Source organism: uncultured Senegalimassilia sp., from assembly GCF_934636665.1.
In the GTDB taxonomy this organism is placed as follows: Bacteria; Actinomycetota; Coriobacteriia; order Coriobacteriales; family Eggerthellaceae; genus Senegalimassilia.
Map to the genome: position 1 here is coordinate 93,138 of NZ_CAKUAT010000007.1, position 12,064 is coordinate 105,201.

The following is a 12,064-nucleotide window of genomic DNA, read 5'->3' on the forward strand; positions in this document are numbered from 1 at the left end:
CGTCATGATTTGGGCCTGCGCGCATCTGCGACCTGCGTACGCAAGGAAGGGGGCATATGCCCACGCAACGGAGTTCGGTTTCCGAATCGGCGACGGCCGCAAAGCCCGCCGCCGCAGCAGGGTCGGCAACCGGCGCGGAGTCCGCCGTAACCTACTCGGAAGCGAAGCCTGAAGTAACCGCATCGTCCACAGCAAGGCCGGCAACCGGCGCGAAACCCGCTGCGGCATCCAGCGTCGCAGACGGCTCGCCCGCCGTCGAGGATCGGCGCATCACGCGCTCGAAGCGCGCGTTGCGCGATGCCCTCGTGGAGCTGATCGAGGAGCGCGGCCTGACCAATTTCAGCGCCAGCGACCTGTGCGTCCGCGCAGACCTTAACCGCGGCACGCTGTACAACAACTTTGGCGACATGGAAGGCCTGCTCGCCGCCCTTGAGGACGACATCATGGACGACCTGGAGAACCTTCAGTCATGCATGCAGCAGCTCAGCCTGAAGGACGTGCTGCGCTACCGCGTGAACAAGAAGCCCATGCCGTTTCTGGTGAAACTGTTCGATTACCTGCGTGAACAGGGCGACTTCCTGCACGCGATTATGGGCCCGAAAGGCGACCCGAGCTTCGGCCCGCGCGTGCGCGACGCCGTATGCACCGAGGTCATCCAAACCATCCTGCACGAGCGCTACCGCAACGACCCCTCGCCGTTCGTGCAATATTACGTGGCGTTCTACGCCAGCGCATATCTAGGGGTAATCACCCATTGGATCGAAACGGGCATGAAGGAAAGCTCGCAGGAGATGGCCCTTGTGGCCATGCGCCTGTTCTTCATCAAACCCGGCGACCCCATTCGACTGTAAGGAATAAGGCGGAACATGAGCGAGAACAACCAGAACGAGAACCTGCACATCGGCATCGACGTGGGCTCCACCACGGTCAAGCTTGCCATCTTGGACGACGCGGACCAGATCCGCTACGCGGTGTATCGTCGTCACCACGCGGACGTGCGCGCCACCATCGTGGAGGTGCTGTCCGAGGCAGCGCGCGACTTCGGCGACAAGCGCATGACCATCGCCATCACCGGCTCGGGCGGCCTGCTTTTGGCACAATGGCTGGGCATCGAGTTCGTGCAGGAGGTCATCGCCAGCAAAACCGCCGTCGAAACCTTCATCCCGAAAACCGACGTGGCCATCGAGCTGGGCGGCGAGGATGCGAAGATCATCTACTTCGACAACGGCATCGAGCAGCGCATGAACGGCACGTGCGCCGGCGGCACCGGCGCGTTCATCGACCAGATGGCCGCGCTTTTGAACACCGACGCCGGCGGTCTGAACGAGCTGGCGCAGCATGCCACCACCATCTACCCCATCGCCAGCCGCTGCGGCGTGTTCGCGAAAACCGACGTGCAGCCGCTGCTCAACGAGGGCGCGCGCCGCGAGGACATCGCCGCGTCCATCTTCCAGTCCGTGGTCACGCAGACCATCTCCGGCCTGGCGTGCGGCCGCCCCATCCGCGGTTACGTCGCCTTCCTGGGCGGCCCGTTGCAGTACCTGCCTGAGCTGCGCAAACGCTTCTATGAAACGCTGAACCTGGACGAGGAGCACCGCATCGTCCCTCAAAACGCCCACCTGTTCGTGGCCGGCGGCTGCGCCATCGCCGGCGCGGCCAGCGAAACGGTGAAGGCCGAGCTGCTCTCCGACGTGCTCGAGCGCTTGAAGAACCTCGGCGACATCCAGGGCAGCGAGGTCGTGCGCCTGCCCCCGCTGTTCGCCGACCAGGCGGAACTGGACGAGTTCAGCGCCCGCCATGCCGGCGAGCGCGTGCCCCGCGGCGACCTTGCCAGCTACCGCGGCACCGCCTTCCTGGGCATCGACGCCGGCTCCACCACGTTCAAGGCCGCGCTCATCGGCCAGGATGGCGAGCTGCTGTGGACCCATTACGTGTCGAACAAGGGCGACGTGCTCGGTTGCGCGAAGGCCGCCATCGCCAAACTCTACCGCGAGCTGCCACGCGATGCCGCCGGCAACCCGCTGGTGACCATCGGCCACTCCACGGTCACGGGCTACGGCGAGCACCTGCTGCTCGAGGCGCTGCGCGTGGACTCGGGCGAGATCGAGACGGTTGCGCACCTGCGCGGCGCGCAGGAGATGCTGCCGGGCGTGGAGTTCATCCTGGACATCGGCGGCCAGGACATGAAGTGCCTGCGCGTGAAAGACGGCGTTATCGACCACATCATGCTCAACGAGGCGTGCTCCTCGGGCTGCGGCAGCTTCATCGAAAGCTTCGCCAGCGGCCTGAACCTGGACGTGTCCGAGTTCGCGAAGACTGCTATCGGTGCGGAAAACCCCGTCGACCTGGGCAGCCGCTGCACCGTGTTCATGAACAGCCGCGTGAAGCAGGCGCAGAAGGAAGGCGCCACCGTCGGCGACATCGCCGCGGGCCTGGCCATCTCGGTCATCAAGAACGCCCTGTTCAAGGTCATCAAGATCCGCGACCCGCATGACGTGGGCAGCAAGGTCATCGTGCAGGGCGGCACGTTCCTCAACGATGCCGTGCTTCGCGCCTTCGAGCAGCTCTCGGGTGTGAACGCCGTGCGTCCCGACATCGCCGGCAACATGGGCGCGTTCGGCGCGGCGCTTCTGGCCCGCGACCGCTTCAGCCGCCAGGATTCGCAGGTCAGCGGCCTGCTGTCCCTTGACGCGCTCGAGGCGCTCGCTCCCACGCACAGGACCGTGCGCTGCAAGGCGTGCTCGAACCACTGCCTGCTCACCGTCAACGACTTCGGCGTCGACGAGGCAACGGGCAAGCACCGCCGCTTCATCACGGGCAACCGCTGCGAGAAGGGCGCCGGCGCGCTTGGCCAGGCGACGAAGGCCGACAAGGTCCCCAACCTGTTCGAGTACAAGTCGAAGCGCCTGTTCGACCACTATACGCCGCTGGCGGAGCAGGATGCGCCGCGCGGCACCGTGGGCATCCCGCGCGCGCTGAACATGTACGAGAACTACCCGTTCTGGTTCACCTTCTTCACGAAGCTGGGCTGGCGCGTGGTGCTCTCGGACCCGTCAACGAAGAAAACCTACGAGGCCGGCATCGAGTCCATGCCGTCGGAGAGCGTGTGCTACCCGGCGAAGCTCTCGCACGGCCACATCATGAACCTGCTGGACAAGCGCCCCGACTTCATCTGGTTCCCCTGCAGTAAGTGGGAGCGCCAGGAGGACGAAGGCGCCGGCAACCACTTCAACTGCCCCATCGTGGCCAGCTACGCCGAGGCGCTGCGCCTCAACATCGACGAGCTGCGCGACTCGGACACGCAGTTCCTGAACCCGTGGCTGCCTTACGATAAGAAGGAGCACCTGAAGAAGCGCCTGTTCGTGGAGCTGATCCAGGCGCATCCCGAGCTGTGCGGCAAGGGCGTGGCGGCGCCTACGCAGGCCGAGGTCGATACCGCGGTGGACGCCGCATGGGCCGAGGACGAGGCGTTCAAGGCCGACATCCGCGAGAAGGGCGCCGAGACGCTGCTGTGGATGGAGAAGACCCATACGCACGGCATCGTGCTGGCGGGCCGTCCGTACCACAACGACCCCGAGATCAACCACGCCATCCCCGAGCTTCTGACCAGCTTCGGCCTGGCGGTGCTCACCGAGGATTCCATCGCGCACCTGGGCACGCTCGAGCGCCCCATCCGCCTGGTGGACCAGTGGATGTACCACACGCGCCTGTACGCCGCGGCGAAGGTTGCCTCGGAGCGCAAGGACCTCGACCTCATCCAGCTGAACAGCTTCGGCTGCGGCCTTGACGCGCTGACCACCGACCAGGTGCAGGAGATCTTGGAGCAGGCGGGCAAGGTGTACACCGTGCTGAAGATCGACGAGGTGTCGAACCTGGGCGCCGCGCGCATCCGCGTGCGCAGCTTGCTTGCGGCCCTGAAGGACCAGGCCGACGAAGAGGCCGAGGCCCGCGCGGCCGAGCAGGCGCAGAACGCTGCGGGCTGCGGCGCGTGCAGCCTGGACGTGGAGCAGCTGCTGGCCGAGGCCGAGGAGCGCGCGGCGGGCAAGCAGGCCGGCGGCGCCGACGCCGAGGCCGTGCAGGCCGCGGCCGCCGCCATCAAGCCGCCCGCAAGCTTCACGGATAAGGCGGCGCCCGAGGTGCAGGCCGAATTCAAGCAGCGCGATAGCGGCGCTTCGACGGAGTTCCCGCGCGCCCAGTTCACCAAGGAGATGCGCGATGCGGGCTACACCATCCTGGCCCCGCAGATGGCGCCGTACCACTTCGAGCTGCTCGTTCCCATCTTCGAGCGCTTCGGCTACAACGTGGAGCTGCTGCCTTCCGTGGACCACGGGGCGGTGGACGCGGGCCTGAAGTACGTGAACAACGACATCTGCTATCCGTCCATCCTGGTCACGGGCCAGATCATGGAAGCGGTCATGTCCGGCAAGTATGACACCGACAAGCTGGCCGTGCTCATCACGCAGACCGGCGGCGGCTGCCGTGCCACGAACTATATCTCGCTCATCCGCAAGGCGCTCAAGTCGGTGGGCCTGTCGCATATCCCGGTCATCGCCATCAGCTTCAAGGATCTGGGCGAGGTGAACCCCGGCTTCTCCATCACGCCGGCTATGCTTTACCAGGCGGTTTCGGCGCTGCAGTACGGCGACCTGTTGATGATGTGCCTGTACCGTACGCGTCCCTACGAGGTGGAGCCCGGCAGCGCGAACGCCCTGTTCGACCACTGGATGGCCGAGTGCAAGCGTCAGCTTGCGCGCGGCGTGAAGCGCGGCGAGTTCAAGCAAACGGTCAAGCAGATCGTCGAGGACTTCGACACGCTGCCTTTGCAAGGCGAGGGCACCAAGCCTCGCGTCGGCGTGGTCGGTGAGATCTTGGTGAAGTTCCACCCCACGGCGAACAACCAGATTGTCGACGTCATCGAGCGCGAGGGCTGCGAGGCCGTGGTGCCGGGGCTCATCGAGTTCTTCCTGTTCGGCGCGGCGGGCGGCATCTTCCAGAAGGACCCGCTGGGCCGTTCGGCCAAGGGCGCGTTCGGCAGCAAGATCGCCCTGCAGGTGGTGAAGGCCCTGCGCGCGCCGGTGACCAAGGCGCTTGAGGAGTCCACGCGCTTCAACCCGCCGGCGAGCATCTACGAGCTGGCCGAGTACGCAAGCGAGATCTTGAGCTTGTGCAACTCCATGGGCGAGGGCTGGCTGCTCACGGCAGAGATGGTGGAGCTCATCCGCACGGGCGCGCCGAACGTGGTGTGCACGCAGCCGTTCGCCTGCCTGCCGAACCACGTGGTGGGCAAGGCGGTCATCAAGGAGCTGCGCCGCCGCTATCCGGAGAGCAACATCGTGGCCGTCGACTACGACCCCGGCGCGTCCGAGGTCAACCAGCTCAACCGCATCAAGCTCATGATCGCGGTGGCGAAGAGCAACCTGGCCGACAAGGAGGCCGAGGCCCGCGCCGCCCGCACGGCGGCGGCAACGCCGGCGGTCGAGGAAGCCGGCGCGCTCGACGTGCAGGAAACGAGGGCGTGATGGCTGGCAAGCTGATCATCTGCCCGACGCCCATCGGCAACCTGGGCGACATGCCGCAGCGTGCGCTTGATGCGCTGACCAGCGCCGATGTGGTGTGCGCGGAGGACACGCGCGTCACCGGCAAGCTGCTGGCGGCGTTCGGCATCGGCAAGCGCCTGGAGCGCTTGGACGAGGCGCTCATCGGCTCGCGCGCCGATGGCATCGTGGCGCGCGTTGCGGCGGGCGAGGTCATCGCGTACTGCAGCGACGCCGGCATGCCGGGCGTGTCCGACCCGGGGCTGCGTCTGGTTCGCGCATGCCGGGAAGCGGGCGCGCCGGTGGAGGTGCTGCCCGGGCCCACCGCTACGGCCACGGCGTATGTGGCCAGCGGTTGCACGAACCCGCGCTTCTACTTCGGCGGTTTCTTCCCGCGCAAGGCCGGCGAACAGAAGGCCGCGCTCGATGCGGTGCGTACGCTCGACGCCGCGCTTATCTATTACGAAAGCCCGAACCGCATCGCCGGGGCGCTGGCGGCGTTGGCCGAGGCGTTCCCGCTGCGCGAGGCGGCGGTGTGCCGCGAGCTTACGAAACTGTACGAGGAAGTAGTGCGCGACACGTTGCCCGCGCTGCGCGACGAGTTCGCCGCCCGCGAGGCGGCCGGCGGCATCAAGGGCGAGATCGTCATCGTGATCGACGGGCCCAGCGAGGCGGAGGGGCAGGCTGCTCAGGAAAGCGCCGAGGATTCCGCCCGTGTCCGTGCTGCCCAGCTCAAGGCCGAGGGCGCGCGCAACAAGGACATCGCGAAAACGCTGGCGGCCGAGTTCGGCCTGCCGCGCAACGCCGCGTACGAGATCGCGCTGGAGGCGTAGGGCGTGGCCAGCGAAAACCGATCCGGCCCGGTGCGCACGCGCCGCGTTGACCCGGGCGAGCTCAAGCGGCAGGCAGCGAGCGGCTCGCGTGGGGCGGGCGCCGCGTCGCAGTCCCGTCCGTCCGGTGCCGCCCGCGAGAGCGGCGAGGCGGGGAAGGTTGCGGCGCGACAACGTCCGTCCGGTGCCGGACGCACGGCGGCCGGGGCCGGCAGGGCCGGTGCGCAGACCGCGCGCCGCAAGCCTGCGCGCGCGGCAGCGCCCGAGGTGCTTCACGTCGACGGCATTGAGGTGCGCCTGCAACGCAAAAAGGTGAAGAACCTCAACCTGCGCATCGCCCGCGACGGCGACCATGTGGACGCATCCGCGCCCGCCTGGATGTCGCCGGCCGATGTGGCCGATTTCGTGCATCGCAAGCACGAGTGGATAGAGACCCAGATGGAGCGCGTGTCCGCCACGCCCATGGCGCAGGCCTCGCAGGCGTCGAAAGCCGAGGTTGCTCAGTGGCGCGCGGTGGTGCAGGCATGCGTGCCGGCGCTGGTGGCGGCGTGGGAGCCCATCATGGGGGTGAAGGCGGGTCAGCTGGCGTATCGCAACATGACCAGCCGCTGGGGAAGCTGCCAACCTTCCACGGGCCGCATCTGCATCAACGTGCGCTTGGCGCTCTACCCGCCTGAATGTCTGGAATACGTGGTGGTGCACGAGCTGTGCCACCTGCTCGAGCGCGGCCACGGCCCAAGGTTTCACCAGCTCATGGACCGCTTCATGCCCGACTGGAAGCAACGCCGCGACAAACTGCGGTAGCGCGCTGCTCCTGCGCCTCTCCCGTTGGCGACGCGCGAGGCGAACGTGGGTGGGGGAGACGTTTGGGGGAAGGCTTCCGTTCTCCGAGCATCCGCCCCGAACGCCACTCCGTCATTTGCTCACCTGGAGAACCTCCTTCCGTGCGCGTTTCGTGCGCGGGCGGGTGCGGGTGGCCTGCAACTGCTACCATCGCGGTATGAATACGAACGAAGCTACTTCCGAAGACGTGGCGAACGCGTCTTGTACGAAAACGTCTGAACCTGCCATCGAGGCCGAACCCGAGCGCGACGGCTTGCCGCCGCGGCAGCGCCGCGTGGTGCTCGGCATCATGGTGTCGGGCACCACGGCGGCATGCATCTCCCAAAGCATGATGATCGCCGCGCTGCCGGCGGTCATGCATGAATACGCCATCAGCGCAAGCTCCGGCCAGCTTCTTACCACGGCCTACATCTTCGTATTGGGCCTGATCAGCGCCATGACGGGCTATCTGATGAACCGGTTCGATTCCAAGAAGCTGTTCTTCGCATCCATGGCGTCGTTCGCCATCGGGTGCGCTGCGGCCATCTTCGCGCCGAACTACCCGTGCCTGCTGGCGGCGCGCCTGCTGCAGGCAGGCGGCGCCGGCATCTGCCTACCGCTCGTGCAGCTGGTGGCGCTCAACATCTATCCGAAAAGCCAGTACGGCCAGGCCACGGCCATCGTGGGCATGATCATCGGGTTCGCGCCCGCCATCGGCCCGACCATCAGCGGCTTCCTCATCGATGCGTGGGGTTGGCGCTCCGTGTTCTGGATGCTCGGCGCCATCGCGCTTGCGGTGATGGCGCTGACGGTGCTGCTGCTCGACGACGTGGTGCAGCGCCCCGATCATCCGGGGCATTTCGACCTGGTGTCGGCGCTTCTGTATTCCGGGGGCTTCGTGCTGGTGATGGTCGCGGCAACCATGTTGGAATCGGGCGGGTCCGTGGGCGCGGGCTTCGTCCTTCCGTTGCTAGTGGGCTTGGCGGGGCTGGTCGTGTTCGCGCGTCGCCAGTTGCGCGTTCCCGAGCCGTTTTTGCGGCTGCAGTGCTTCCGCGACAAGACGTTCGCCATCTCCACGCTCATCGTCATTTGCGCGCACATGATGTTCATGGCGCCGTCGATCATGGTGCCGCTGTTCGTTCAGGATATCCAGGGGCTTTCGGCAACGGTGTCGGGCCTGACGCTTCTGCCCGGCGCCATCATGATGGGCGTGATGAACCCCATCACCGGACGCCTCCTCGATCGACGCGGCCCGCGTCCGCTCATCGTGGCGGGCTGCGTCACGGTGCTTGCGGGCACGGTGGCGTTCGCGCTTATCCCCGCAAGCGTTCCCGAATGGGTGGTCACGGTGCTCTACGGCGTCCGCGCGACGGGCATCGCGTGCCTGATGATGCCGCTGACGGCGTGGGCGTGCACCACGCTCGACCCCGACGAGCTGGCGCAGGCATCGGCCATCATCACGTCCGCGCGACAGCTCATCGGCAGCCTTTCGGCGTCGGTATTCATCGCCGTGATGGCGTTGGCCTCGCAAAATGCGCTAGGCGTCGACCTCGACGGCTTCGACTTCGGCTTCTGGCTGCAATGCGGCGTCCCCGTGTTGGCGTTCATCCTGGGCATGTTCGTTCTGCCGGCGAAGGGGAAGCGCTAGGCCGGTCGCGCCGGCTTGTTGTTGCCTGGCGGCGGATGGCGAAAGCTCCGGCGCATCTAGCGGCGAAGGGCTCGGGCTCGATGACGAAGAGCCCAGCGTCCAATAAAGAAACCCTAGCGCTCAAAGGCGAAACAGCAGCATACGCTACGGCGGAACCCTGACGCGCCAACTAGCAAGAAACCCGGCTCGTGGCCGGGTTTCCGTTTAGATCATATTCATTTGCGCGAGCGTTGCGTTGTACCAGTGCTCCCAGTTCGGCGGGCAGTACCTCTTGGCGGCATCCACCGAGATGGTGTAGCCGTAGCCGCGGGCAAGGCCGGCAACGTGGTCGCGGATGGCTTCTTCCCAGCTTCCCCAGCTGCAGCCGCCCCAGCCCCAGGCGTTGCAGCTGCCGGAGCAGTACAGGCCCTTGGAGCTTTCGGTGTTGGAGATGGCGGGCGACCAGCGCGGGTCCACACCGTAGTCCCAAGCAGCCTCGGCGAACACCTTGCCCGTGCCGGCCATGGGCGACCCGGCCAGGTACGCATCGATGCGGCCGGCCCACTGCGCTACGAACACGTCGCGCTCGCTTGCCCAGTCGGCGCCGTCGTCGCTGGGCGCCTCCACGGTGCCCGCGGAAGAGCCGCCGGTGGTTTCGGTGGCAGCGGCGGAGTCGGCGGAATCTGCCTGCTCCTGCTTGTCGGCCTCCTTAGCGGCCTCGGCCTTGGCGGCCTCGGCTTCAGCGGCCTTTGCGGCCTCCTCGGCCTGGCGGGCCGCTTCCTCCTGCGCCTTGCGCTGGGCCTCCTGGCGCGCTTGCTGGGCGGCGGAAAGCGCCTGCTCGGCGTTGGCGGCCTCGACGTCGGCGTCCTTCTTCGCCTGCGAAAGGTCGCGATGCGTCTGGTCGAGCTCGTCCTTCAGCTCGCCTAGGCGCTTGATTTCGGCCTGATTGCTGCTGTAGATATGGGACACATACTCGAGCGACGTGAAGAAATCCACGATGTTCTCGGAGCTGAGGACCATTTCCAGCAAGCCGGGCGTGGAAGCCTGGGTCTTGTACAACTTCACCGCTGCAGCGGAGCTGCGCTCCTGCTGGGTGGGAAGGGTCTCCTCGATCTCGGCTATGCGCGCCTCGTTGTCGGCGATCTGCTGGTTCAGGTCGCCGATGCGGCTTATGGCCTGGTCATATTCGGCGGCGGTGCGCTCGACCTCCTGCTGTGCGGCGTCTGCCTGCACGTTCGTGTCGATGTCCTCCGCCCACGCGGTTCGCTGAGCAAGGCCCGCGACCGGCACGCTTGCGAAAGCCAGCGTCGCGCTTAAGGCGACGGTCAGCGGCAAGCGGTGGCGAGGGCGGCTGCTCGGGTTCGTTTGAAGTTTGTTAGAAAACATCCGCCATCCTTCGATTTATAACAATTGCCGTTAATTATACCGGGCAGATATGTTCAAACCGTGCCGCTCATTAAACGTGCACAAGCGCTCGAGCCCGCCGGATCGCTCGCTGATTGCATGTTGCCGGCCAGCGGTGCATGCGATGCCCGTTTCCTGCGTGGTACAATCAGAGGCACTGCGAAAACCCAGGTTGGCGGGGCATCATTCGCCCGACTGCGACCGCGAGCAAAAGGAAGCACCATGTCAAAGGGAACCTACTCGTTCACCACGCCTATCTATTATGTGAACGCCGAGCCCCATCTGGGCACGGCCTACACCACCGTCGCCGCCGACACCGTCGCGCGCTACCAGCGCATGAACGGTTACGACGTGGCGTTCGTCACGGGCATGGACGAGCATGGCCAGAAAGTGGCCGATACCGCCGAGTCGAAGGGCATGACCCCGCAGGCCTGGTGCGATTCCATGGAGCCGGCGTTCCGCAACGTGTGGGACCTGCTCGACATCACCTACACCGATTTCGTGCGCACCACCCAGCCGCGCCACGCCCGCACCGTGCAGAAGTTCTGGCAGGACTTGTTCGACAAGGGCTGGTGCTACAAGGGCAGCTACGAGGGCTGGTACTGCGTGCACGAGGAAACTTATTACGCCGAGTCCGACCTTGAGAAGAACGAGGATGGCGAGCTGGTGTGCCCCGATTGCCATCGCCCGGTGCAGAAGGCCGGCGGTGAGGAGAACTGGTTCTTCAAGCTCTCCGAGTTCCAGGAGCCGCTGCTGAAGTTCTACGAGGAGAACCCCGACTTCATCCGTCCCGAAACGCGCAAGAACGAGGTGGTCACCTTCGTGAAGAGCGGTCTGAAGGACCTGTCCATCAGCCGCTCCACCTTCGATTGGGGCGTGCCGCTGCCCTTCGACGAGGGTCACGTGGCCTACGTGTGGGCCGACGCCCTGCTGGCCTACCTCACGGGCATCGGCTACGGCGACGAGCAGCGCGCCGGTGAGTTCGAGCAGCGCTGGCCCATGCAGTACCACTTCGTGGGCAAGGACATCACGCGCTTCCACTGCGTCATCTGGCCGGCCATGCTCATGGCCGCAGGCCTGCCCATCACGCACACCGTGTTCGGCCACGGCTTCTTACTCACCAAGGGCGAGAAGATGTCGAAGTCCAAGGGCAACGGCATGAAGCCCGCCGACCTGGTGAAGATCTTCGGTGTGGACGCCTACCGCTACTACTTCATGTCCGACGTGCAGTTCGGCCATGACGGCAACATCTCCATGGAGCGCATGGTGCAGGTGTACAACGCCGATTTGGCCAACACTTGGGGCAACCTGTGCAGCCGCGTGTTCAACATGACGAACAAGTACTTCGACGGCAAGGTGCCCGCCGTGCCGGCAGACGCCGCCGAGCGCGTTGCCAACCCCATGCTGCCCATCGTCGAGCAGCTGTACGCGAAGTACGACGCCTGCATGTCCCAGGTCGACTTCACCGGCGCCGCCGCCGCGGTGCAGGAGCTTGCCGGTCGCGTGAACCTCTACGTCGAGGAAAGCGCCCCGTGGAACCTGGCGAAGAAGGAGGAGACCCAGGGCGACCTGGCCGCCGTCATCTACAATGCGCTCGAGGCTATCCGCATCATCGCGCTGTACATGGCCCCGTTCATGCCGAACACCTCCAATGAGGTCTTCGATCGCCTGAGCTTGGGCAAGGTCACCGACGTGGTGGACGTCGAGGGCGCCACGAAGTGGGGCCAGCTGCCCGTCGGCAACACGGTCACCGTGGGCGATCCGCTGTTCCCGCGCCTGAACATGGACGAGATCCAGATCGAGGAATAAAGGGATTCCGCCTGCTAAACGGCAGGCGGAACGCTTGA

Annotated in this window: 7 protein-coding genes; 6 read left to right on the forward strand and 1 reads right to left on the reverse strand. The window is 66.0% G+C overall.

The annotated features are described in order from the left end of the window. Positions 1–56 precede the first annotated feature (56 nt). From Q0G75_RS04260 to Q0G75_RS04280, 5 genes are all read left to right on the forward strand, one after another. The gene (locus tag Q0G75_RS04260) at positions 57–851 is read left to right on the forward strand and encodes a TetR/AcrR family transcriptional regulator (protein ID WP_294414943.1); all 795 of its coding nucleotides are present in this window, start codon (positions 57–59) and stop codon (positions 849–851) included. A gap of 15 nt (positions 852–866) precedes the next feature. Beyond that, positions 867–5,519 carry a 2-hydroxyacyl-CoA dehydratase gene (locus Q0G75_RS04265; RefSeq protein WP_294414942.1) on the forward strand — a complete coding sequence of 1,551 codons (4,653 nt, stop codon included), beginning with the start codon at positions 867–869 and terminating at the stop codon, positions 5,517–5,519. After that, a complete protein-coding gene (rsmI, locus tag Q0G75_RS04270; protein WP_294414941.1) occupies positions 5,519–6,367 on the forward strand; it encodes a 16S rRNA (cytidine(1402)-2'-O)-methyltransferase in 849 nt (282 codons plus the stop codon). The genes Q0G75_RS04265 and rsmI overlap by 1 nt, the downstream gene beginning before the upstream one ends. A gap of 3 nt (positions 6,368–6,370) precedes the next feature. Next, the gene (locus Q0G75_RS04275; RefSeq protein WP_294414940.1) at positions 6,371–7,168 is read left to right on the forward strand and encodes a SprT family zinc-dependent metalloprotease; all 798 of its coding nucleotides are present in this window, start codon (positions 6,371–6,373) and stop codon (positions 7,166–7,168) included. Between the two features lie 196 nt (positions 7,169–7,364). Beyond that, positions 7,365–8,834, forward strand: a complete 1,470-nt coding sequence (locus tag Q0G75_RS04280; protein WP_294414939.1) for a DHA2 family efflux MFS transporter permease subunit — start codon at positions 7,365–7,367, stop codon at positions 8,832–8,834. A 204-nt stretch (positions 8,835–9,038) separates the two neighbouring features. Here the strand turns inward: Q0G75_RS04280 and Q0G75_RS04285 are convergent, their stop codons facing one another. Further along, positions 9,039–10,199 (reverse strand): hypothetical protein, encoded by a 1,161-nt coding sequence (locus Q0G75_RS04285; protein WP_294414938.1) that lies wholly within the window; start codon positions 10,197–10,199, stop codon positions 9,039–9,041. Positions 10,200–10,439: 240 nt separating this feature from the next. Between Q0G75_RS04285 and metG the strand changes: the two genes are divergently transcribed. Then, complete coding sequence (metG, locus tag Q0G75_RS04290; RefSeq protein WP_294414937.1) at positions 10,440–12,026, forward strand: methionine--tRNA ligase; 1,587 nt, start codon at positions 10,440–10,442, stop codon at positions 12,024–12,026. The last annotated feature ends 38 nt before the right edge of the window (positions 12,027–12,064 follow it).

Coding starts and splice junctions, on each gene's coding strand:
- Q0G75_RS04260 (WP_294414943.1), top strand. CDS start 57: ATGCCCACGCAACGGAGTTCGGTTTCCGAATCGGCGACGGCCGCAAAG.
- Q0G75_RS04265 (WP_294414942.1), top strand. CDS start 867: ATGAGCGAGAACAACCAGAACGAGAACCTGCACATCGGCATCGACGTG.
- rsmI (WP_294414941.1), top strand. CDS start 5,519: ATGGCTGGCAAGCTGATCATCTGCCCGACGCCCATCGGCAACCTGGGC.
- Q0G75_RS04280 (WP_294414939.1), top strand. CDS start 7,365: ATGAATACGAACGAAGCTACTTCCGAAGACGTGGCGAACGCGTCTTGT.
- Q0G75_RS04285 (WP_294414938.1), bottom strand. CDS start 10,199: ATGTTTTCTAACAAACTTCAAACGAACCCGAGCAGCCGCCCTCGCCAC.
- metG (WP_294414937.1), top strand. CDS start 10,440: ATGTCAAAGGGAACCTACTCGTTCACCACGCCTATCTATTATGTGAAC.